Source organism: Nocardioides cavernaquae, from assembly GCF_003600895.1.
Classification (GTDB): Bacteria; Actinomycetota; Actinomycetes; order Propionibacteriales; family Nocardioidaceae; genus Nocardioides; species Nocardioides cavernaquae.
In genome coordinates this window covers 299933-322221 of record NZ_QYRP01000002.1, presented here as the reverse complement: position 1 = coordinate 322221, position 22289 = coordinate 299933, and the positions used below count along the sequence as shown (strand labels likewise).

General features: G+C 71.0%; 19 protein-coding genes. 14 read left to right on the top strand and 5 right to left on the bottom strand.

Annotation, left to right across the window (positions count from 1 at the left end; genetic code table 11):
• Window positions 1-67: 67 nt before the first annotated feature.
• The 3 genes from D4739_RS01620 to D4739_RS01610 all read left to right on the top strand — a co-directional run bounded on the left by D4739_RS01620 (window position 68) and on the right by D4739_RS01610 (window position 3981).
• On the top strand, window positions 68-2104 hold the full coding sequence (locus D4739_RS01620) for a TIGR03960 family B12-binding radical SAM protein (protein WP_120058973.1): 2037 nt from the start codon (window positions 68-70) through the stop codon (window positions 2102-2104).
• Between the two features lie 166 nt (window positions 2105-2270).
• On the top strand, window positions 2271-3245 hold the full coding sequence (locus tag D4739_RS01615; protein WP_182920262.1) for a phosphotransferase family protein: 975 nt from the start codon (window positions 2271-2273) through the stop codon (window positions 3243-3245).
• Window positions 3246-3384: 139 nt separating this feature from the next.
• Entirely contained in the window at window positions 3385-3981 is a 597-nt protein-coding gene (locus D4739_RS01610) for a TIGR03086 family metal-binding protein (protein ID WP_182920261.1), read from the top strand.
• Between the two features lie 105 nt (window positions 3982-4086).
• Here D4739_RS01610 and D4739_RS01605 read toward each other — a convergent pair whose 3' ends face one another.
• Window positions 4087-4905 (bottom strand): DUF4190 domain-containing protein, encoded by an 819-nt coding sequence (locus D4739_RS01605; protein ID WP_120058970.1) that lies wholly within the window; start codon window positions 4903-4905, stop codon window positions 4087-4089.
• The gene (locus tag D4739_RS01600) at window positions 4902-5447 is read right to left on the bottom strand and encodes a hypothetical protein (RefSeq protein ID WP_120058969.1); all 546 of its coding nucleotides are present in this window, start codon (window positions 5445-5447) and stop codon (window positions 4902-4904) included. The genes D4739_RS01605 and D4739_RS01600 overlap by 4 nt, the downstream gene beginning before the upstream one ends.
• 115 nt (window positions 5448-5562) lie before the next feature.
• On the opposite strand from D4739_RS01600, the gene D4739_RS01595 reads away from it, so the two are divergent.
• The 11 genes from D4739_RS01595 to D4739_RS01545 all read left to right on the top strand — a co-directional run bounded on the left by D4739_RS01595 (window position 5563) and on the right by D4739_RS01545 (window position 19045).
• The gene (locus tag D4739_RS01595) at window positions 5563-6267 is read left to right on the top strand and encodes a TIGR03936 family radical SAM-associated protein (RefSeq protein WP_120058968.1); all 705 of its coding nucleotides are present in this window, start codon (window positions 5563-5565) and stop codon (window positions 6265-6267) included.
• Between the two features lie 335 nt (window positions 6268-6602).
• Window positions 6603-10067: an Rne/Rng family ribonuclease gene (locus D4739_RS01590; protein ID WP_120058967.1), complete on the top strand. Its 3465-nt coding sequence runs from the start codon at window positions 6603-6605 to the stop codon at window positions 10065-10067.
• 150 nt (window positions 10068-10217) lie between these two features.
• On the top strand, window positions 10218-10520 hold the full coding sequence (rplU, locus tag D4739_RS01585; RefSeq protein ID WP_120058966.1) for a 50S ribosomal protein L21: 303 nt from the start codon (window positions 10218-10220) through the stop codon (window positions 10518-10520).
• A 50-nt stretch (window positions 10521-10570) separates the two neighbouring features.
• A complete protein-coding gene (gene rpmA / locus D4739_RS01580) occupies window positions 10571-10825 on the top strand; it encodes a 50S ribosomal protein L27 (protein WP_120058965.1) in 255 nt (84 codons plus the stop codon).
• A gap of 97 nt (window positions 10826-10922) precedes the next feature.
• The gene (gene obgE / locus D4739_RS01575; RefSeq protein WP_120058964.1) at window positions 10923-12473 is read left to right on the top strand and encodes a GTPase ObgE; all 1551 of its coding nucleotides are present in this window, start codon (window positions 10923-10925) and stop codon (window positions 12471-12473) included.
• A complete protein-coding gene (gene proB / locus D4739_RS01570; protein ID WP_182920260.1) occupies window positions 12473-13600 on the top strand; it encodes a glutamate 5-kinase in 1128 nt (375 codons plus the stop codon). Before obgE ends, proB begins: the two co-directional genes overlap by 1 nt.
• Window positions 13597-14568, top strand: a complete 972-nt coding sequence (locus tag D4739_RS01565) for an endonuclease/exonuclease/phosphatase family protein (RefSeq protein WP_120058963.1) — start codon at window positions 13597-13599, stop codon at window positions 14566-14568. Before proB ends, D4739_RS01565 begins: the two co-directional genes overlap by 4 nt.
• Window positions 14569-14580: 12 nt before the next feature.
• The gene (locus tag D4739_RS01560; protein ID WP_120058962.1) at window positions 14581-15753 is read left to right on the top strand and encodes a cysteine desulfurase family protein; all 1173 of its coding nucleotides are present in this window, start codon (window positions 14581-14583) and stop codon (window positions 15751-15753) included.
• Window positions 15750-16859, top strand: coding sequence for a tRNA 2-thiouridine(34) synthase MnmA (mnmA, locus tag D4739_RS01555; protein ID WP_220699205.1), 1110 nt, complete (start codon window positions 15750-15752; stop codon window positions 16857-16859). The genes D4739_RS01560 and mnmA overlap by 4 nt, the downstream gene beginning before the upstream one ends.
• A complete protein-coding gene (locus D4739_RS01550) occupies window positions 16856-17866 on the top strand; it encodes a uroporphyrinogen decarboxylase/cobalamine-independent methonine synthase family protein (protein WP_120058960.1) in 1011 nt (336 codons plus the stop codon). The genes mnmA and D4739_RS01550 overlap by 4 nt, the downstream gene beginning before the upstream one ends.
• A 45-nt stretch (window positions 17867-17911) precedes the next feature.
• The gene (locus D4739_RS01545; protein ID WP_147384751.1) at window positions 17912-19045 is read left to right on the top strand and encodes a hypothetical protein; all 1134 of its coding nucleotides are present in this window, start codon (window positions 17912-17914) and stop codon (window positions 19043-19045) included.
• A 76-nt stretch (window positions 19046-19121) separates the two neighbouring features.
• Here the strand turns inward: D4739_RS01545 and D4739_RS01540 are convergent, their stop codons facing one another.
• From D4739_RS01540 to D4739_RS01530, 3 genes are all read right to left on the bottom strand, one after another.
• Window positions 19122-20768 (bottom strand): MFS transporter, encoded by a 1647-nt coding sequence (locus tag D4739_RS01540; protein ID WP_120058958.1) that lies wholly within the window; start codon window positions 20766-20768, stop codon window positions 19122-19124.
• Window positions 20769-20770: 2 nt separating this feature from the next.
• Window positions 20771-21385, bottom strand: coding sequence for a TetR/AcrR family transcriptional regulator (locus tag D4739_RS01535; protein ID WP_120058957.1), 615 nt, complete (start codon window positions 21383-21385; stop codon window positions 20771-20773).
• A 237-nt stretch (window positions 21386-21622) separates the two neighbouring features.
• Window positions 21623-22243, bottom strand: a complete 621-nt coding sequence (locus D4739_RS01530; RefSeq protein WP_220699204.1) for an alpha/beta hydrolase — start codon at window positions 22241-22243, stop codon at window positions 21623-21625.
• Between the last annotated feature and the right edge of the window lie 46 nt (window positions 22244-22289).

Genomic DNA, 22289 nt, shown 5'->3' with positions numbered 1-22289 from the left:
AGCCGCACCCTGTGACCCGGCGTACCCTTGGGAGTCGCCCAACCCCCAACTTCCTCGAGGTAGCAGCGTGTCCTTCCCCGGTCTCGATGAGCGCAGCCGCAATCCCGAGAGCGTGTTCCCGCTGCTCGAGCCCCGACTCTCCTCGGTGCAGAAGCCGATCCAGTACGTCGGCGGCGAGCTGAACTCCACCGTCAAGGAGTGGGATGTCGCGCCTGAGGGCGAGACGGTCCGCTGGGCACTGATGTACCCCGACGCCTACGAGGTCGGCCTGCCCAACCAGGGCGTCGCGATCCTCTACGAAGTGCTCAACGAGCGTGACTGGATCATCGCCGAGCGCACGTACGCCGTGTGGCCGGACCTCGAGAAGGTCATGCGCGAGCACGCGATCCCGCAGTTCACCGTCGACGCGCACCGCCCGATCCGCGCCTTCGACGTCCTCGGCCTGTCGTTCTCGACCGAGCTGGGCTACACCAACTTCCTCAACGCCATCGACCTGGCCGGCATCCCGCTGCGCGCCGTCGACCGCACCGAGGCCGACCCGATCGTCCTCGCCGGCGGCCACTCGGCGTTCAACCCCGAGCCGATCGCCGACTTCATCGACGCCGCCGTCCTCGGCGACGGCGAAGAGATCGTGCTGAAGATCTCCGAGATCATCAAGGAGTGGAAGGACGCCGGCTCTCCGGGCGGACGACACGAGATCCTGCGCCGCCTTGCCGCGACCGGTGGCGTCTACATCCCGCAGTTCTACTCGGTGTCCTATGACGATGAGTCGGGCGCCATCGCTGCCGTCACGCCGACCATCGCCGATGCCCCCGAGCGAGTCACCAAGCACACGCTGATGGACCTCGACGCCTGGCCCTACCCGGCCAGCCCGCTGGTCCCGCTCGCGGAGACCGTGCACGAGCGGTTCTCGGTGGAGATCTTCCGCGGGTGCACCCGCGGCTGTCGCTTCTGCCAGGCCGGCATGATCACGCGTCCCGTCCGCGAGCGCTCGATCACGACGATCGGCGCCATGGTCGAGAACGGCATCCGCAAGTCCGGCTTCGACGAGGTCGGCCTGCTCTCGCTCTCCTCCGCCGACCACACGGAGATCGGTGACCTCGCCAAGGGCCTGGCCGACCGCTACGAGGGCTCGAGCGTTTCCCTGAGCCTGCCGTCGACCCGCGTCGACGCCTTCAACATCTCGCTGGCCAACGAGTTCTCCCGCAACGGTCGCCGCTCCGGCCTGACCTTCGCGCCCGAGGGTGGCTCCGAGCGCATGCGCAAGGTGATCAACAAGATGGTCACCGAAGAGGACCTGATCCGCACCGTCTCCGCGGCGTACTCCCACGGGTGGCGGCAGGTGAAGCTCTACTTCATGTGCGGCCTCCCGACCGAGACCGACGAGGACGTGCTCCAGATCGCGGAGCTGGCCAAGAAGGTGATCGCCGAGGGCCGCGCGGTCTCCGGTCGCAACGACATCCGCTGCACCGTCTCCATCGGCGGCTTCGTGCCCAAGCCGCACACGCCCTTCCAGTGGGCCGCGCAGCTCGACGTCGAGACCACCGACGAGCGGCTGCGCAAGCTGCGCGACGAGGTGCGTCAGGACAAGAAGTACGGCCGCGCGATCGGCTTCCGCTACCACGACGGCCAGCCCGGCATCATCGAGGGACTGCTCTCGCGCGGTGACCGCCGCGTGGGCGCGATCATCGAGCAGGTGTGGCGCGACGGCGGTCGTTTCGACGGCTGGAGCGAGCACTTCTCCTACGAGCGCTGGATCACCGCGGCCTCGTCCGCCCTCGAGGGCACCGGTGTCGACCTCGACTGGTTCACCACCCGCCAGCGCGAGCTCGAGGAGGTCCTGCCCTGGGACCACCTCGACTCAGGTCTGGACAAGGACTGGCTCTGGGCCGACTGGGAGGACGCGCTCGCGGTTGCCGACGGCAGCTCCGACGTCGAGGTCGAGGACTGCCGCTGGACCCCGTGCTACGACTGCGGCGTGTGCCCGGAGATGGGCACCGAGATCCAGATCGGTCCCACCGGCCAGCAGCTGCTTCCGTTGGCGGTCATCGGCGGCGCCGGTCAGTCGGGCCAGCCCGGCACCGTGACCCAGGTCGTCCACTGACCCATTGACGTCGACACGGCGCAAAGTCGGCGTCGACACGGCGCAAAGTCGGCGTCGACACGGCGGTCACTGAGCCATGGCCGATGCAGGGCGCGCCGCGTAGTGCAGATCCAGGTTCGACGCCTGTGCCCTTCCGCTGGGGTCGTGCCGGGTCCACGATGGGCGGGTGGACATCCGGTCGGCGCTTGCGAGCGCGACCGAACGCTCGGGGTTCGGCGACGACGGCAAGTCCGGCGCGACGCTCGAGCGAGTGACCCTGCCGGACGGCACGCGCGTGGTCGTCAAGCGGTACGACGTGTCCGCAGACCTGGTCATGCGGCTCACCGGAGACCAGCGGGGTCGCGAGGTGGAGCTCCTGCGGGCAGGCCTGTTCGAGGCGCTGCCGCCGGAGGTCGGACACGCCGTCCTCGACGGGTGGTTCGAGGGCGATCGCGGCGTCGTCGTGATGCGGGACCTCGGTGCCGCCGTCCTCGGATGGCACGACCGGCTCGATCCTTCCGGGTGTCGTTCGGTGGCCCGCGCGACGGCCGCGTTGCATCGCCGCTTCCGGGAGGCCATCCCGGCCGAGGTGGCGGACGTGCTCACACCGCTGGACCACGCTGTCGGGCTGTTCCAGCCCGAGCGGATCCGCCCGTACGCCGGGGAGCCGCTCGTCGACTTCGCCCTGCGCGGGTGGGAGTACTGGCCCGAGATCGAGCGGGGCGAGGTCCCCGACGCGGTCCTGGCGCTGGCGCTGGACCCGTCCCCGCTCGTCCGCGCGCTGAGGCAGCGGCCGGCGACGCTGCTCCACGGCGACCTCGCGACCGTGAACATGGCGTTCACGGGGGAGGAGCTGACGCTGATCGACTGGGGAATGGCGTTCGCAGCACCCGGCGCGGTCGACATCGGCCGGTTCCTCGCTGGGTGCGGTCACCTGCTCGACGTCACTCCCGACGGGTTCCTCGAGCTCTACCGCTCCGCTGCAGGTGACGATCACGACGAGGATGCCGTTGCCCTCGGCCTGCTCGCCGGGCTGGTCTGGCTGGGTTGGAACAAGGCGCTCGACATCTCCGAGCACCCCGATCCACACATTCGTGAGCGGGAACGCGCCGCCCTGCCGTGGTGGTTGGAACGCGCCGAGCAGGGACTCACGCTCCTTTGATGGCTGCCTGGGGCGTCTTCTCCGCGACGGCCTCAATGACCCGTTCGGGCGGTATCGCTACTGGGGCTGATCCGGTCCCGGACCCCGGAGTAGCGCACTGCACCTTCTGATGGGCTCTCCGCCGACGCACGATGGACGGGTGGACGTAGCAACGCTCTTCCGGCGCACCGTGGCGGTCTGGCAGCGCACGCTCGCCGGCGTACAGGCCGACCAGTGGAGTCACCCCACTCCGTGCACGGAATGGGACGTGCGGGCGCTCGTCAACCACGTCGTGGGGGAGGAGTGCTGGGTGGGCCCGCTGCTCGCCGGACGCACGATCGCGGAGGTCGGCAGCCGCTTCGACGGTGACGTGCTCGGCGATGACCCGGTCGGGCGCGGGGAGGACCTGGCGCGGGCATCCGTGATCGCGGTCGACGCCGCGCTCATCGACGGGCTCCGCGTCCATCTCTCGTACGGCGACGAGGAGGCAGGCGAGTACCTCCTCCAGGTCGCGACCGACCACCTGATCCACGGGTGGGACCTGGCCGCGGCGACCGGACAGGATCGGGCCATGCAGCCTGACCTGCTCGAGCAGGTGGCGGAGTGGTTCGCCGGTCGCGAGGAGATGTATCGCTCCGGTGGTGCCATCGGTCCGCGGGCGCCGATGACCGGAGATCCGCACACGGATCTGCTGGCCGCCTTCGGCCGCGATGCTGCCTGGCGCGCCCCGACCGCCCACGTGTCCGAAAACGTGTAACGCGCTGTCCGTCGATCTTCTGCCGTCGTCGAGGGCGGCAGAAGCGTCGCGAACAGCGCGTTGCACGGGGAGGCCGAGTCAGTCCTGCCAGGCCCCTGGCGTTCCCTAGTTGACCGGGTCTGAGTTCAGCTCGCCGTCGTCGGCCTCGATCCAGCAGGCGACGATGTCGCCGGCGGCGACCTCGGTCCGGTCAGAGGCGCCGCCGACGATCAGCTTCTCGCCGTTGAGCGTGAAGGACGGAGCGTCGCCGGTCAGATCGCCCTCACTGGCCTGGGGGAAGTGCTCGAGTGCCGCTTTCGCGCACAGGTCGAGGCCGCCGACCTGGCGCGCCACGTCTGCCTCCGTGACCGTGATGGCGGCGAAGATCTGGCCGTTGTGCGGGGTCGAGCAGCCGAGGTCGAGGATCGTCACCTCGTCGCCCTCCGTCGCCACGGTCACGCACTGCCCGGGCCTCGCGTCCGCTGGCGCGACCTGGCTCTCCGCGAGGAAGTACACCGCGGCGACGAGTCCGATCATCACGAGCGTGCCGATGATGCCGAGCACGATGCCGGTCACGGCCATCCAGCGTCCCTTGGCCTTGCCCGCACCCGTCTTGGCCAGCGCGATGATGCCCAGGATCACGGCGGGGATGCCGAGACAGCAGGTCAGGCTGCAGACGAAGGCGGCGATCGCGAGGCCGCTCCAGGACTGGTTGGCGTCGTTCGGGCCGCCGAACTGCTGGTACGACGGCGGGGCCGGCGGTGCAGGGGGCCCGGGGGGAGGAGGCGGGGTGGTTCCGGAGGGCTGCGTCTGCGGGTACGACGGCGGTGCCGGGGGTCCGGGCGGGCTCGGCGGCGCAGGCGGGGCCGGCGGCGGCGGGGGAGGCACAGGCTGGCCGGGCTGCTCCGGCTGGTCGGGCTGGCCCGGGTAGGGAGGCAGGGTCATCGGTCACTCTCCTGTGCATTGGTGAAGGCCGCCCCGCGTTGGGGCGTACCGTCCTGGCGTCGTACGAAGCAGGCGACCGGGTCGCCGGTGGTGGGGTCTCCGTCGAGGGCGAGCGGGCGGACCTCGAGACCGCGCGACTGGAGCTCCTCGAAGTGGAACTGTCGGTCCGTTGCGGCGCCGACGCATCGGCGGCCGGCAGCGGCGAGGTCCTCCCCGGCGCGCAGCTCGAGCATGGCGAACACCTCGCCATCGTGGGCCCGCGAGCACGGAACGGCGTCCAGCGTGGTCACCCCGTCGGTGGCGCGAGCGAGCTCGGGGCTGATCAGGCAGGTGCCGACGGACACGGCGGGGAGCCGGGGCGAGGCGTCCGGTGACGCGTTCTGCACGGCCGCGATCACGCCTGCGATGACGGCCACGAGAGCCACCACCGCCAGCAGTGCGACCGACCAGGTGCGCGAGCGAGCCTTCGGGCGCGTTGCGGCAGGTCCGTCCACTCCCTCGACGGGAGCCCGGTGGCCACGCCACGTCGGCTGCTGCTTCATCGGGACCTTCCGGGGAGCCGGGCGACCGCCACGGGTGCCACAAGGACCTCAGCGTATCGGGCCGGGTGCGGGCAGCGTGGCGTCGTCGGCCCACTCCGGCGGATATCCTCTGCGGGTGCGCGAACAGCCCGAACAGCAGGCCCCTCCGGTCCAGCGACTCCGGATCCGGTACGCCAAGCGCGGGCGGCTGCGTTTCACCAGCCACCGCGACTTCAGTCGCGCCTTCGAGCGCGCGGTCTTCCGGGCCCGGATCCCGATGGCCTATTCCTCCGGATTCAACCCGCACCCCCGCATCTCCTACGCGGGTGCGGCGCCCACCGGTTCCGCCAGCGAGGCGGAGTACGTCGAGATCGCGCTGGCCGAGATCGTCGACCCGGCAACCGTGCTGGCCCAGCTCGACGCGGTGCTGCCCGACGGCCTGGACGTGCTGGAGGCGGTCGAGTCCGCGGGCGCGTCGCTCACCGACCGGCTCGAGGCCAGCCGCTGGCTGATCGACCTCGCGGTGACCGAGGCAGACGCTGTCCGCGCGGTTGAGCGCTTCCTCGCTGCCGAGGAGGTGCCGGTGGAGCGGATGACCAAGAAGGGTCTGCGCACGTTCGACTGCCGCGCCGCGGTCGTCGCCCTCGCGGCTGGCGCCGGTGATCGCGGGGCACGCCTCGACGTCGTGCTGCGCCACGGCGTACCCAGCGTGCGGCCGGACGACGTGCTGACCGGACTTGCCTCGGTCGGGGAGCTTGCGGGTGTCGATGACCCGTTGTTCACCCGGCTCGCGCAGGGCCCGCTCAGCGGTGACGGCGTCATCGGCGACCCGCTGGCCTGAGCCGACAACTGGGGCCCGACGCGCTGGTGTGCGATACTCGCCACTGGTCGACGTGTTCGCGGTCACCCCCGCGTCACAGAGACCCGACGACGTTCTCGCCGGTCCGCCGGCACAGAGGTGAAGGTCGTCACCAGACCGCGACGCGGCCCTGGGCACTGGTGACAGCGGTGCTCTCGTCCCGCTGACCGCGGCAGGTGACCAGACGCGCACAGCTGACGCACCCCGAGCGGGGGACTCGCCGCCACACGCAGGCTTTCGCGCCGTGGCCCGGTCCCCGGGCGGCGAGCGCCGGACAGAATGACCGGTTCCACCAGGACTCCGGTCGAGGAGCGCACATGCTCGACGAGACCACTCCGGACACGACCCCCGAGGTCACCGAGAACAACAACGAGGCTCAGACCGCCGAGGTCGAGACCCCCGCCGCACCGGTCAAGAAGACGGCCGCCAAGAAGGCCGTCGCCAAGAAGACGGCTGCGAAGAAGACCACTGCCAAGAAGACCACTGCGGCGAAGAAGACGGCTGCCAAGAAGGCGGCGGCCGCTCCGGCCGAGGCTGACGCGCAGGTCGACGCCACGGTCGAGCCGGCTCCGGCCGACGCTGCCGAGGCGGCCCCCGCCAAGAAGACGGCAGCGAAGAAGACAGCTGCCAAGAAGACCACCGCAGCCAAGAAGACGGCCGCCAAGAAGACCGCCGCAGCCAGGAAGACCGCTGCAGCCCCCGCCGTGGACGCCGAGGCGCTCCCGCTCGATCTTCCGGCCGATGCCGGCGCAGTTGCCGAGCAGCCTGCGGAGAAGCCGGCCGCGCGCTCGCGCCGTGCCGCAGCACCCGCCGCCGTACTCTTCCAGGCGCCCGACGCCACCACCGCCCCGCGCACGCGCAACCGCAAGCCGGCTGCCGCCGCAGAGACCGCGGTGGAGGAGATCGCCACCGATGCCGTGGGCGACGCCGCCGAGGCTGCGGTCGAGGCGACCGACGGCGCTGGCGAGTCCACCTCGCAGCGCGCGCCCCGCAACCGCCAGGGCGGCGGCCAGGGTGGAGGCCAGGGCAACCGGGGTGGCCAGGGCAACCGTGGTGGCCAGAAGAGGCCCGCCGACGCCGAGGCGAAGGACGCAGACCAGGCCGAGACGGACGCCGCCGACGCCAACGAGGACGGCACCGAGAACGACGAGAACGAGGACGGCACGGAGAACGGCCCCGGCTCTGCCGCCCGCCGCCGTCGTCGTCGTGGCGGTCGCCGCCGCCGCAAGCCCGGCGAGAGCAACGACTCCGGTGACGCAGGCGAGTCGGAGGGCGACGACGAGTCCGCCCCGGCCGCTGCCGCCGCCTCGGAGGAGGGCGACGACAACGAGCAGGGCGAGGGTGGCACCACCCGCCGTCGCCGGGTCCGGGTCCGTGACGGCGAGGGTCGCGCCCAGAACACCGACGACCCCAACACCGTCACCCGGGTCCGCCCGAGCCGCACGGGCGAGGACCAGATCACCTCGATCTCCGGCTCCACCCGCCTCGAGGCCAAGAAGCAGCGCCGTCGTGACGGTCGCGAGGCCGGCCGTCGCCGCGCCCCGATCGTCTCCGAGGCCGAGTTCCTGGCCCGCCGCGAGGCCGTCGACCGGGTCATGGCGATCCGCCAGCGCGACGACCTCACCCAGATCGCCGTGCTCGAGGACAAGGTGCTCGTCGAGCACTACGTGGCCCGCGAGTCGCAGACCAGCCTGATCGGCAACGTCTACGTCGGCCGCGTGCAGAACGTGCTCCCGTCCATGGAGGCCGCGTTCATCGACATCGGCAAGGGTCGCAACGCGGTCCTGTACGCCGGCGAGGTCAACTGGTCGGCCCTCGGCCACCGGGACGGCCAGCCGCGCAAGATCGAGTCGGTGCTCTCCAGCGGCCAGTCCGTGCTCGTCCAGGTCACCAAGGACCCGGTCGGCCACAAGGGCGCCCGCCTCACCAGCCAGGTCAGCCTGGCTGGACGCTTCCTGGTCTACGTGCCCGACGGCACCACCAGCGGCATCTCGCGCAAGCTCCCGGACACCGAGCGCTCGCGCCTGAAGACGCTCCTCAAGGAGATCGTCCCGGACACCGCTGGCGTCATCGTGCGCACGGCCGCCGAGGGTGCCTCGGAGGACGAGCTCACCCGCGACGTCGAGGTGCTCAAGGCGCGCTGGGAAGAGATCGAGAAGCAGTCCAAGATCGGCAACGCCCCCAAGCTCCTCTACGGCGAGCCCGACCTCACGCTCAAGGTGGTCCGCGACCTCTTCGCCGAGGACTTCTCCAAGCTGGTCATCCAGGGCACCGACGCCTGGAACACCGTCCAGCAGTACGTCGCCCACGTCGCGCCGGACCTCGAGGAGCGCCTCGAGCAGTACGACGCCGCCGACGGCGACCTGTTCGCTGACTACCGCGTCTCCGAGCAGATCGCCAAGGGCCTGGACCGCAAGGTCTGGCTGCCCTCCGGTGGCTCGCTGGTCATCGACCGCACCGAGGCCATGACCGTGGTCGACGTCAACACGGGCAAGTTCACCGGCTCCGGTGGCAACCTCGAGGAGACGGTCACCAAGAACAACCTCGAGGCCGCAGAAGAGGTCGTGCGCCAGCTCCGGCTGCGCGACATCGGCGGCATCATCGTCGTCGACTTCATCGACATGGTGCTCGAGTCGAACCGTGACCTGGTCCTGCGTCGCCTGGTCGAGTGCCTCGGTCGTGACCGCACCCGTCACCAGGTCGCCGAGGTGACCTCGCTGGGTCTGGTGCAGATGACGCGCAAGCGGATCGGCACCGGCCTGCTCGAGGCGTTCAGCGAGACCTGCGAGCACTGCAGCGGCAGCGGACACATCACGCACGACATGCCGATCGAGCCGAAGCGCACCGACGACGGTGGCGGCGAGCGGCGCAGCGGCAACCGCCGCAACCGCGGTCGCGGCGGCAACGAGGGCAACCAGGGCGACAACCAGGGTGAGGCCCAGGCCTCCACGCCGACCCCCAAGGACATCGCCCAGGCGCACCCCGCCCCGGCGGTCTCGGAGTACCCCGACGAGGTCCCTGCCCACGTGCTGAAGGCCCGCGCGGAGGCCGCCGAGAAGGTGGCTGAGGCCGAGCAGAAGGCTGCGGCCCGCGACGCTGCGGCACGCGACAACCAGGCCACGGCAGGCGCCGGGAGCCAGGCGGACGAGGCCACCGCCGACGAGCAGTCGACCGCTGGCGCCGAACGTCCAAGCCGCAACCGCAATCGCAACCGCAATGCGGGTCAGGCCGGTCGTGTCGCGGAGCAGTCGCCTGAGACGCCTGCTGCCGAGGCGCCCGCCGAGACTGGCACTGGCGCCGCCCAGGTGGAGGCGCCTGTCGCCGACACCCCGATGGAGGCACCCGCAGCCGAAGCAGCTGTCGAGACGCCTGCTGTCGAGGCCCCCGCGGTCGAGGCGCCGGTTGTCGAGGCGCCGGTGGAGGTCCCTGCTCCGGTCGACACGTCGCCCAAAGTGGTCACGCGTACCCGTCGTACGGCGAGCCGCCCGGCTGGTTCCACCGCGGGCATCTCGCTCGAGCCGGTGGCCATCGTCGTGGCTGCGCCGGTCGTGACTGCCGACGCGGTGCCTGTCGCCGCGCCGGAGCCGCCCCGGGTCGTCACTCGCACCCGCCGTGCCGCCACCCGTCCGGCTGGAGCGGGCGCGAGCCAGCCCGCGCCGATGACCCTCGACGAGGTGCTGCCGTCCGCTGAGGCAGCCGCCGACGCGGAGGTTGCCGAGCACGGTGAGCACCCGGTCGAGCTGCACGTTCCGATCAAGAAGAAGGGCGCTCGCAAGCGCTGACGACGGACCCCGGCTCTCTCGTTTTGCGGTGAGCGGGCCGGGACCCGTAGTATTGACCCTCGGTGTGCATCAGCACGCCGTTTCCCTGTGCGGCCCCGAACAGGCGAGCCCCAGGACCAAGTTTTCAAGCAGAGACCGAAGGAGACCGCGGTGTACGCGATCGTGCGCGCTGGCGCCAAGCAGCAGAAGGTTGCCGTGGGCGACGTCATCGAGATCGACCTGATCACGACGGCTGTCGGTGAGTCGGTGACCCTCCCGGTCGTCCTGCTGGTCGACGGCGAGGCGGTCTCCGCGACCGGTCTCGACAAGGCCTCCGTGACCGCCGAGGTTCTCGGTGGGACCAAGGGCCCGAAGATCGTCATCCAGAAGTACAAGAACAAGACCGGCTACAAGAAGCGCATGGGTCACCGTCAGAAGTACACCCAGGTCAAGGTCACCGCGATCAACGCCTGACGGCGTCGCGACGTACTCCAGAACTTCCAGAGAAATCAGGGACTGAACTCATGGCACACAAGAAGGGCGCCGCGTCCACCAAGAACGGTCGCGACTCCAACTCCCAGCGCCTCGGCGTCAAGCGCTTCGGCGGCCAGGCTGTCAACGCGGGCGAGATCATCGTTCGCCAGCGTGGCACCCACTTCCACCCGGGTTCGGGCGTCGGTCGCGGTGGCGACGACACCCTGTTCGCACTGGTGGCCGGCGCGGTGCAGTTCGGCACCAAGCGCGGCCGTCGTGTCGTGAACATCCTCCCGGGTGAGTGACTGACGCGTCACTGCAGCTCCAGAGCCAGGCGTCCCTAGAATCGGGGGCGCCTGCTCGCATTTCCCCAACTTTTGCTTTTCCGAGAGGTTCTCTCCCATGGCAGTCCCGACATTCGTCGACAAGGTCACCCTGCACATCGCTGCAGGTCGTGGCGGCCACGGCGTCGCGTCGGTACGCCGGGAGAAGTTCAAGCCTCTCGGTGGACCTGACGGTGGCAACGGTGGTCCCGGCGGCTCCGTGATCCTTCGCGTCGACCCCGACGTCACCACGCTGATCGACTACCACCACAGCCCGAAGCGCCGCGCGACCAACGGCAGCGGCGGCTCTGGCGACCACAAGAACGGTGCCCACGGCTCCGACCTGATCCTGCCCGTCCCTGACGGCACGGTGGTCACCCTGCGCGACGGCACCTTCCTCGCGGACCTGACCGGCGCCGGCACCGAGATGGTCATCGCCCGCGGTGGCCACGGCGGCCTCGGCAACGCCGCGCTGGCCAGCGCCAAGCGCAAGGCGCCCGGTTTCGCCCTTCTCGGTGAGCCCGGCGAGGAGGTCGAGGTCAGCCTCGAGCTCAAGGTCGTCGCGGACATCGGTCTGGTCGGCTTCCCGAGCGCGGGCAAGTCCTCGCTCATCGCGAGCATCAGCCGCGCGCGGCCCAAGATCGCCGACTACCCGTTCACGACCCTGGTCCCGAACCTCGGCGTCGTGACCGCGGGCGACACGACGTTCACCGTCGCCGACGTGCCGGGCCTGATCGAGGGCGCTGCTGAGGGTCGTGGTCTCGGCCACGACTTCCTGCGCCACATCGAGCGCTGTGCTGCCCTGCTGCACGTGATCGACACCGCCAACATCGAGCCCGGCCGCAACCCGGTCGACGACCTCGAGATCATGGAGAGTGAGCTCGCGCGCTACGGCGGTCTCGAGGACCGCCCCCGCCTGATCGCCCTGAACAAGATCGACGTGCCCGACGGCCGTGACATCGCCGGCTTCGTCGTCGACGAGCTGCGCGAGCGTGGCCTGCGGGTCTTCGAGGTCAGCGCCGCTTCGGGCGAGGGCATGCGGGAGCTGACCTTCGCGATGGCCGAGATCGTCTCCAAGGCCCGTGCGGCGCGCCCGGTCACCGAGGCAGCCCGGGTCATCATCCGCCCGCGCAGCGTGGACGGGCAGGACGACTTCACCATCACCGAGACGCCCGACGGCTGGCGCGTCAAGGGCGAGAAGGTCGAGCGCTGGATCCGCCAGACGGAGTTCAGCAACGAGGAGGCCGTCGGCTTCCTCGCCGACCGGCTCAGCCGCCTGGGCGTCGAGAAGCGCTTGGGTGACATGGGCGCCGTCGAGGGTGACGCGGTCATCATCGGCGCGACCGACAACGCGGTCGTCTTCGACTACAAGCCCGGCCTCGACGCAGGTGCCGGCGAGATGCTCGGTCGCCGCGGTCAGGACCAGCGCCTGCGCGAGGACCGCCCGGCCAACCAGCGTCGTCGTGACATCCACGAGGCGATGGACGAGCGCGCGGAGAACGAGACGCGCGCCGATGTCGCCCGCCGCCTGGACCGCGAGGCGCGGCCCAACGTCGGCCCCATGTCCTACGAGATCGGCTCCGCCGACGACCCCGACTGGAACGAGTCCGACCCGGACGCGAAGAGCTGATGGCAGGACACCTCGAGCACCGGTCGGAGGTGCTGGACGCGAAGCGCATCGTGGTCAAGGTCGGCTCGTCGTCCCTGACCACCGCGGCCGGCGGCATCGATCCCGCACGCGTACGCCGCCTGGTCGACGTACTCGCCGCCGTGCGCGCACGCGGTGCCGAGGTGGTGCTGGTCTCCAGCGGTGCGATCGCGGCGGGCCTGTCGCCGCTCGGGCTTGCCCGCCGTCCCCGCGGACTCGCCGCGCAGCAGGCTGCTGCGTCGGTGGGCCAGGGGCTGCTGGTGCACCGCTACACCGAGGAGTTCGCGCGCCACGGGCTGGTGACCGGCCAGGTGCTGCTGACCGTCGACGACGTGACGCGTCGCGCGCACTACCGCAACGCCCACCAGACGCTTGCCCAGCTGCTCGACCTCGGTGTCGTCCCGGTCGTCAACGAGAACGACACCGTCGCCACCCACGAGATCCGCTTCGGCGACAACGACCGCCTGGCTGCCCTCGTGGCCCAGATGGTCCACGCGGACCTGCTGGTGCTGCTCTCCGACGTCGACGGCCTGTACGACGGCAACCCGGCCACCCCGGGCACCACGATGCTCAGCGATGTCCGGGGCGAGGCCGACCTGGCCGACGTGAAGACCGGGTCGATCGGTGCGGCGGGCGTCGGCACCGGCGGCATGGTGACCAAGGTCGAGGCCGCACGCATCGCGACCGGCGCCGGCATCCCGGTGGTGCTCACCTCCGCCGACAACGCGTCCGCTGCCCTCGCCGGTGAGCGCGTCGGCACCCACTTCCACGCCACCGGCAAGCGCCGTCCCACCCGTCTGCTCTGGCTGGCGCACGCGACCGAGCCCAAGGGCCGGCTGGAGCTCGATGCCGGCGCCGTGCGCGCGGTGGTCTCTCGCGGTGCTTCCCTGCTCGCTGCCGGTCTCACCGGCGTCGAGGGAAACTTCGAAGCCGGCGACCCCGTCGACCTCGTGGACCCCGACGGTCGCCCAGTCGCTCGCGGGCTGGTCAACTTCGACGCAGCCGAGGTCCCCGCGCTGGTCGGGCGCTCGTCGAGGCAGCTCAGGGACGACCTCGGCCCCGGCTACGGCCGCGTGGTCGTCCACCGCGACGACATGGTCATCCTGTGACGGTCCGCACCGTCGTACGCCGTGGCCGGCTGCTGCTGGTCCTCGCCCTCGCGGCGCCCTCGGCGCTGCTGCTCGGCAGCGTGCTCGTCACCTCGGGCTTCCCGGCCGTGGTCGCGATGCAGGCGTTCTCCCCGTTCGCCCTCCCGCTGCTCGTGGTTGCGCTCCTGCTGCTGGTGGTCCCGCTCGGAGGATCCCTCGGACGACGTGTGCTCGCGCCGGCTGTCGTGGTCGTGGTCCTGGCGCTCGCGGCCGGTGTCATGCGCCAGGTGCCCGTCTGGACGGCTGCGGCCCACTCCGGCGACGCCAGCCTGCGCGTGATCACGGCCAACCTGCGCTTCGGTGACGCCGACCCCGATGCCGTGATGCGCATGCTCCAGGCGGAGCGGCCCGAGCTCGTCGTCTTCCAGGAGATCACCGCGGACGCCCAGGCTGCTCTCGAGGACCGCGGTCTCCTGGCGCTCCTCCCGCACTCCGCGGGGCTCGCCACGCCCGGTGCGCGCGGCACGATGATCTTCGCGACGACGCCGCTCACCGATGCGGAGCCGATCGTCACCGAGCACGGTTCCTGGGCATTCACGTTCCGGGGCCTGCGGGTCTGGGGCGTGCACCCGGCGTACCCGTTCTCTCCACGCTGGCTGGGCGAGCAGCGCAAGCTGGCCAGGCTCGCGGAGGCCGAGAAGCCCGACCTCGCGCTGGGAGACTTCAACGCGACGCTGGACCACCCTTCGTTCCGGCAGCTCCTCGCGGAGGCAGGTCTCACCGACGCCGCCGAGGCGAGTGGCGCCGGCTGGCAGCCGACCTGGCCGCAGGGCGGAACCCGCGGGCTGCCCGTGCCCGTCGCCGCGATCGACCACGTACTCGTCGGCACTGCCCTTCGGGCCACCGACACGCGCGTGCACACGCTCCCCGGCTCCGACCACCTGGCGCTGGTGGCGGACCTCGCGCTGGCCGCTGGGCCCGCGGCGTAACGTGGGGCTGCGATGAACAGCACCGATACCCGGCGCGTCTACCTCGACCACGCCGCGACCACGCCGATGCGGCCCGAGGCGATCGAGGCGCTGACGGCCCAGTTGTCCGCCGTCGGCAACCCCTCGTCGCTGCACGCCTCCGGCCGGTCCGCACGCCGTGTGGTCGAGGAGTCGCGTGAGCGGATCGCGCAGGCGATCGGCTGCCGGCCGACCGAGGTGGTCTTCACCTCCGGTGGCACCGAGTCCGACAACCTCGCGCTGAAGGGCCTCTTCTGGTCCCGGCAGCGACCCCGGGTCCTGGCGACCGCCGTCGAGCACCACGCCGTCCTCGACCCGCTGCAGTGGCTGGCCGAGCACGAGGGTGCCGACCTCACCCTGCTTCCCGTCGACGAGGACTGCCGGCTCGACGTGGCTGCCCTGGCTGCGGCGATCGCGGTCGACCCCGAGTCGGTCGGCCTGGTGTCGGTCATGTGGGCCAACAACGAGGTCGGCACGCTCCAGCCCATCGACCAGGTCGTGGCCCTGGCGAAGGGCTACGGCATCCCGGTGCACACCGACGCGGTGCAGGCGCTCGGCTCCGTGCCGGTCGACTTCGCCCGCAGCGGTGTTGACGCGATGACGGTCAGCGGTCACAAGGTCGGCGGCCCGTTCGGCGTCGGCGCCCTCGTCGTACGCCGCGAGCTCGCGCTCACCCCGCTCGCGCACGGCGGAGGTCAGGAACGCGACATCCGCAGCGGCACCATCGACACCCCCGCCATCGCCGGCTTCGCCGCTGCGGTCGAGGCGTCCGTGAAGGAGCAGGCCGAGTCGGCCGCACGGCTCTCCGGCCTGCGCGATGCGCTGGTTGCGGGCGTGCTCGCGGCCGTGCCGGACGTCCGCGTGCACGGGGATCGTGACCACCAGCTGCCGGGCCACGCCAACCTCGGCTTCCCCGGGTGCGAGGGCGACTCGCTGCTGATGCTGCTCGACGCCCAGGGCATCGAGTGCTCCACCGGATCGGCCTGCAACGCCGGTGTTGCGCAGCCCTCCCACGTGCTGCTCGCCATGGGGTGTGACGACGAGGAGGCCCGCGGCTCGCTGCGGTTCAGCCTGGGCCACACCTCGAGCCCCGAGGACGTCGACGCGGTCGTCGCGGCCATCGGCCCCGCCGTCGAACGTGCCCGCGCCGCCGGAGTCCGCCGGTGAGGGTCCTTGCTGCCATGTCCGGGGGCGTCGACTCGGCCGTTGCGGCGGCGCGCGCCGCCGAGGCAGGCCACGACGTCACCGGCATCCACCTCGCGCTCTCGCGCAACCCGAAGTCCTACCGCTCCGGCGCCCGGGGCTGCTGCACGATCGAGGATGCCAACGACGCGCGTCGTGCGGCTGACGTCATCGGCATCCCGTTCTACGTCTGGGACATGAGCGAGGAGTTCCACGAGGGGGTCGTCGAGGACTTCCTCTCCGAGTACGCCGCCGGTCGCACGCCCAACCCGTGCCTGCGCTGCAACGAGAAGATCAAGTTCGCCGCAGTGCTCGACCGCGGGCTGGCGCTCGGCTTCGACGCGGTGGCCACCGGTCACTACGCCAACCTGCGCACCGGGGCCGACGGGCTGGTCGAGATGCATCGCGCGGTCGACCACGCCAAGGACCAGAGCTACGTCCTCGGCGTACTCACCCAGGATCAGCTGGCGCACTCGCTCTTCCCGCTCGGTGACTCCACCAAGCCCGACGTACGCCGCGAGGCCGAGCGCCGCGGCCTCCTGGTCGCCGACAAGCCGGACTCCCACGACATCTGCTTCGTCGCGGACGGCGACAACGGTGGCTGGCTGGACGAGAAGCTGGGGGAGCAGGCGCTGAACCGTGGCGGCGACATCCTCGACCACGCGACCGGCGAGGTGCTCGGCCAGCACGCGGGCACGCACCGGTTCACCATCGGCCAGCGCAAGGGCCTTCGCATCGGGCACCCCGCCGCCGATGGCCAGCCGCGCTTCGTCCTCGACATCTCGCCCGTGCAGGGCACGGTCACCGTCGGGTCGCGTGAGGACCTGAGGATCGACGCCCTCACCGGCATCCGTCCGCGCTGGTGCGGCACCGTTCCGTCGCTTCTCCAAGGGCCTGAGGTGACCGTCCAGCTGCGGGCGCACGGCGCTGAGCACCGGGCCCGTGTCGTCGTCGCCGGCGATGACGTGGCGGTCGAGCTGCTCGATCCGGCCTACGGCATCGCACCCGGCCAGGCCGTCGTCATCTACGAGGGCTCGCGTGTCGTCGGCTCAGCCACGATCGCAACCACATCCCGCACGGTCTCCGCATGAGCGCAGGCGCCACGGGCATCGGATCGATGCCCGGGGGAGAGCCGCTCGGCTCCGAGATCGACAACGCCCGCGACTTCAGCGAGGCGGTGCGCGTCGTCCTCGACTCCGTCCCCGACCTCCCATTCCTGCCCGAGCTTCCCGGCCGCGGTGCCGTTGCGAACATGACTGGCCGCACCTTGGCGCTGGTGGCCGAGCTCGGCGCCGACCTGCAGCCCGCGGGCTGGCGACTCACCCCGTCGTCCGGTGTCGACCACCGCCGCGCGCGCTCACTGCTCGGGCGCGACCTTGACGTCTTCGAGGAGCTGACGCAGGGCTACAACGGACCGGTCAAGGTGCAGGTCGCCGGACCGTGGACCCTGGCCGCGACCGTCGAGAAGCCGCGCGGCGACCGGGTGCTCTCCGATCACGGCGCCCGTCGCGACCTCGGCCAGGCGCTCGCGGCCGGGCTCGAGGACCACATCGCCGACCTGCGCAGGCGTCTCCCGGGGGCCACCGAGCTCCTCGTCCAGGTCGACGAGCCGGCGCTCCCGTCCGTGCTGGCCGGTGCGGTCCCGACCGCATCGGGGTTCGGCCGTCACCGGACCGTGCACCCACCCGAGGCCTCCGAGGTGCTTGGCTGGGTCTTCTCCGCGATCTCGGATGCGGGCGCGGTTCCGATCGCCCACTGCTGCGCCGCCGACGTCCCGATCGACCTCTTCCGGGGAGCTGGCGCCCGCGGCATCTCGGCCGACCTCGATGTGATCGGCGCAGCGTCGTACGACGGGCTGGCGGCGACGCTCGAGGCGGGGGAGCGGGTCCTGCTCGGCCTCGTCCCGTCGGTGGATCCCTCGACGGTGCCGACCGAGAAGTCCGTTGCCGAGAAGGCTTTGCGCTGGTTGGACATGCTCGGTCTCGAGCCGACCGACCGCCTGGTGATGACCCCCGGCTGCGGGCTGGCCGGTGCGTCGCCGACGTGGGCGCGTCGGTCACTCGAGCTGCTGCAGCAGGCCTCCGCACACGTCGGCTGACGTCCGCTCCTTCCCCGTCCCGGTGCCGTGCTGTTTGATGCGGAGATGATCTGGCAACGGGGATGGGTGGTGCTGGGGTCGGCTGCGTTGGTCGCCGGGCTGACAGGGGGATGCGGCACCACGGCATCGGACCTGCACGCGGGTGGTCCGGCGCCGGCAACCTCGGAGGCCGTCGTGGCCGTGGCCCTCAGCCACCTGACGCCGCAGCCGTACTCCATCGAGTACCGGGAGCCAGGCGCACCCATAGACGACGTGGGCACCAAGGACCCGTCCATCGGCGGCTTGCTGCGCTGGAAGCCTGATCCCGACTGGACTCTCGACGTGCAGGTGCAACCGGCACGCGAGGGCGTGGCGGTCTGCTCGGAACGCGACTGCGTGGAGCTCGGCGCGGCGACGCTGACCTGGCAGGACGGCGGCGAGGACAACCCCGGCACCCTCTCCGTCTGGGTGGTCCGGGACGGTGAGCTGCGGTCAGTCGACTTCGAGGGCATCGGGATCGATGGCGATCCGCGGGCAACCGAGCTCCCGTTCGACCTCAACGAGCTCGAGGAGATCGTCACCGATCCCGCGTTTGCCCTCGAGACCACGACGGCCGCAGTCGAGGCGGGGGAGCAGCTGGCTCGTGACGGCGTCGAGGGATCGCGAGTGGAACCGACGGCCCTGCGCGAGCCCGACCCTGCCCCGCGTACGACGCCGCGCGCCCTCGCGGCGGCGGTTCAGGAGTTTCTCGACGGAGCGGGCGAACCGAGGCTGATCCGCAGCGGTCGCGCCGACACCTTCGTCGAACCCGGTGGTGCGGTGGAGGATGGGTGGGGCATCGCGCTCGGGCTGCGCCACGGGCTCACACTGCACGTGACCGTGTTCGGCGAGGCGGGCGACGACATCACCCGGTGCCAGCCGACCCTGACCTGCTGGCCCTGGGACGGCACGGTCCACGCGGGGCGCGACGGCCTGTCCGGCACCTTCTACTCCACGGACGCGCATTCCGTGCACGTCTGGCTCGAGGGGGCCGGAGTCGATGCGATCACGCACGAGTGGTTCCTCGAGGCCGAGCGGAGGGACCACATCCGATGGGTCCAGGCGATGCTGTCCGGCCTTGGTGCCGCGGACGGAGTCGGTGTCGAGACCACGCCGGAGCTCGTTTCCGCAGGCGAGAAGCTGACCTGGTTCCAGGACTGACCGAGCGACCAACGCAAAGCGCGGCCACTCCCGAACGGGGAGTGACCGCGCCGCAGTGCGCTTCGTCGTACGTCGATCAGCCGACGTGGACGCCCGACGGACCGTCGGTGGCGAGCTCCTCGTGCTTGACGTTCAGCAGCGTCCAGATCAGCAGGGACGCAGCGAGCATCATGAAGCCGCCCACGAAGAAGCCGGCCGTGGCCGACTCCGTGAAGGAGGCCTGGAAGATCGCGCCCTCCAGGAACGAGATGTTCGCCCCCGGGATCGTCGCGGACGGGTCGATCCCGGCCTGGGTGAGCCCCTGGGCGAGCTGCCCGCTGACCTCGGCCGAGCGGTTGTTGAAGAAGTGCAGGCCCACCGTGCTGAGCGTGGCCAGGCCGAGTGCGCCGCCGACCTGCTGCATCGTGTTGAGCACGCCCGAGCCGATGCCCGAGTCCTCGTCGGCGACGTGGTGCACCGCGGTGAGGGTCATCGGCACGAAGACCAGGCCCATGCCGATCGCCATGATGACGATGTAGGGGAAGATCGACGCCCAGTAGTTGACGCCCGTGCCGGCGGTGTCGCCAGCGGCGAGCGCCTTGAGGACGCCGGCCGGGGAGTCGTCGATGCTGATCCGCGAGAACATGAACAGCGAGAACGTCGCAAGCAGGGTGCCGATGCCGGCCAGGTAGCGCGGGTCGACCTTGCCGGCGAAGTTGGACGCGAGGCCCGCGCCGATCACGATGCCGAACGAGAACGGCAGGAACGCGAAGCCGGCCTGGAGCGGGGAGTAGCCCATGACCTGCTGGATGAAGAGCGACAGGAAGTAGAACATCGCGAACATCGCAGCGGGCGCGATCATCATCGCCAGGAAGCTCACGGCGCGGGTGCGGTTGGTGAGGATCCGGATCGGCAGCAGCGGGTGTGCGGCACGGCTCTCGATGACGATGAAGAGCGCGAGCAGGCCAGCACCGGCGACCAGGGACGCGATCGTCTGCCAGTGGTCCCAGCCGTAGTCGGCCTCGCCGGCGCGGGAGAGGCCGAACACGATGCCGAGCAGGCCGAGCGTGCCGGTGATCGCACCCGGGACGTCCAGGGTGCCGTCGCTCGCCTCGGACTCCTCGATGACGAAGTAGGCCAGGATCGCAGCGCCGATGCCGATCGGCACGTTGATCAGGAAGGTCATCCGCCAGCCGGAGATGTCAGCACCGAAGATGCTGTCGAGGCCGGTGAGCCAGCCGCCGAGGATCAGGCCGATCGCGGCGCCGACGCCGGACATCGTGGCGTACATCGCCATCGCGCGGTTGCGCTGCGGGCCGGCGGGGAACGTCGTGGTGATCAGGGCCAGCGCTGCGGGGGAGGCGAGCGCCGCGCCGAGACCCTGGAGGGCACGGGCGCCGAGCAGGAGGCCTTCGTTGGTCGCGATGCCGCCGAGCAGCGACGCGACCGCGAAGACGACCAGGCCGAGAGCGAAGATGCGACGGCGGCCGAAGAGGTCACCGAGCCGGCCGCCGAGCAGAAGCAGGCCACCGAAGGCGAGTGCGTAGCCCGTGACGATCCAGGTCAGGTTGGCCTGGGAGATGTTCAGGTCGATGCCGATGTAGGGCAGCGCGATGTTGGCGATGGTCGCGTCGAGCACGACCATCAGCTGCGCGACGCAGATGAGGACGAGCGCCCAGCCGAGGTTGGTGTGCCCGGTGGACGAGCGCTCCTCCTCAGGCGTGGAGAGGGTCTGTTCGGACATGGTCAATCCTTCTCAGGGGAGGCGGGGTTCATCGCGGCGGGCACGATGATCTGGTCGAGGATCCGGGTGATCATGGCCCGGTCCGGAAGCTCTCCGAGCACGTAGGCCCGGTGCAGGCAGATGCCCGCAAGTGCGGGACCGAAGAGGTCCACGTCGAGGTCGGCACGGATCTCGCCGCGTGCCTTGGCCCGGGAGTAGATCGCGGTCGAGACCGCGATCTTCGGACCGATCACCTTCTCCCGGAACTCGGCGCCGAACTCGGGGTCGCGCTGGATCGCGGTCATGACGCTGGTGAACACCGCGATCGCCTGGGGCTGGATCATCCCCTCGGGACCGCAGTACGCCGCGAGGAGGTCGTCGCGGAAGGACCCGGTGTCGGGCACTTCGGGGGCGGCCTTCTGCAGCAGGAGCGCGTCGATGACCAGTGAGACCTTGTTGGTCCACCGGCGGTAGAGCGTGGCCTTGGAGGCCTTGGCCGCCGTGGCCACTCCGTCCATCGTCAGCCGGTCGTAGCCCACTTCGGCGAGCAGCTCGAGGGTCGCCTCGAGGATCTCTCGCTCCCGGTCGCCCTCGACGCGCGGCCGGGAGCCGGGCTCGTGGCTGGGGGTGGCATTCATGGATTCTCCCGGGCAGATGATACGGAACGGTTTCGTTTCATCAAACGGTACGGCATCGTTTCATGTGTCGTCAACCTCTGGGGAGGTACCTCCGGGAAAACTTTTGAGATCGCTGGTCACACTCGCCATGTGCAGAGATGGCGGACTCTCCGGGCCGCCCACAACCACACAGCGGAGCAACGTGCTGACGATCCGGGCCGAGCGCCCGTCGCGCAGCGGCGACTGGGCCGACCGGTCTCAGCGACCGAGGACGTCGAGCACGGACTCCGTCGCGAAACCGTGCCACCGGTCGCGGTCCCGGAGCATGTAGTGGCCCAGCTGGCCCAGGTCGTGGAAGGCGGATGACCGGGTGACGGCACGCGAGCGCTCGACGTACGCCTGGCTGAGAGCGAACGACGTGATCCGGTCGCGACGACCGTGGCCGACCACGAGGTCCCGGCCTCGCAACGCGCGCACCGGCTCGTCGCCGGGCAGCCATGGGGCGAGCCCGACCACCCCGACGACTGCCGGATCGTCGGCGACGCGGACGGCCGTGCGGGCACCCATCGAGTGGCCGACGAGTGCGACAGGGACGTCGAGCTCCGTGCGGACCCGCTCCAGGGCCCAGCGGGCGTCGGGAGCGGGCGAGGGGTCGTGCACGTCGTTCCAGCCGCGCACCCGGTAGCGCAGCAGCCACACGGCGACGCCGTGTTCGTGGAGCTGAGGCGCGATCGCCTGTTGCAGCATCCGCGCGCGCTGCCACGACGCACTGCGGCCGTCGACCGGGCGGGTCGAGTGCACTGCTCCGCCGTGGAGCACCAGCGCGACCGCTCGGGGTCGCTCGGAAGGCGCTGAGCGGGTGAGCAGGGGCCTGGGCACGGGCGGCTCCTTTCGCGGTGGTTGTTCGCCACGGGGCGTCATCCGG

Coding starts and splice junctions, on each gene's coding strand:
- D4739_RS01605 (WP_120058970.1), bottom strand. CDS start 4,905: ATGACCCTGCCTCCCTACCCGGGCCAGCCCGACCAGCCGGAGCAGCCC.
- D4739_RS01600 (WP_120058969.1), bottom strand. CDS start 5,447: ATGAAGCAGCAGCCGACGTGGCGTGGCCACCGGGCTCCCGTCGAGGGA.
- D4739_RS01590 (WP_120058967.1), top strand. CDS start 6,603: ATGCTCGACGAGACCACTCCGGACACGACCCCCGAGGTCACCGAGAAC.
- rpmA (WP_120058965.1), top strand. CDS start 10,571: ATGGCACACAAGAAGGGCGCCGCGTCCACCAAGAACGGTCGCGACTCC.
- obgE (WP_120058964.1), top strand. CDS start 10,923: ATGGCAGTCCCGACATTCGTCGACAAGGTCACCCTGCACATCGCTGCA.
- proB (WP_182920260.1), top strand. CDS start 12,473: ATGGCAGGACACCTCGAGCACCGGTCGGAGGTGCTGGACGCGAAGCGC.
- D4739_RS01560 (WP_120058962.1), top strand. CDS start 14,581: ATGAACAGCACCGATACCCGGCGCGTCTACCTCGACCACGCCGCGACC.
- D4739_RS01550 (WP_120058960.1), top strand. CDS start 16,856: ATGAGCGCAGGCGCCACGGGCATCGGATCGATGCCCGGGGGAGAGCCG.
- D4739_RS01545 (WP_147384751.1), top strand. CDS start 17,912: ATGATCTGGCAACGGGGATGGGTGGTGCTGGGGTCGGCTGCGTTGGTC.
- D4739_RS01540 (WP_120058958.1), bottom strand. CDS start 20,768: ATGTCCGAACAGACCCTCTCCACGCCTGAGGAGGAGCGCTCGTCCACC.
- D4739_RS01535 (WP_120058957.1), bottom strand. CDS start 21,385: ATGAATGCCACCCCCAGCCACGAGCCCGGCTCCCGGCCGCGCGTCGAG.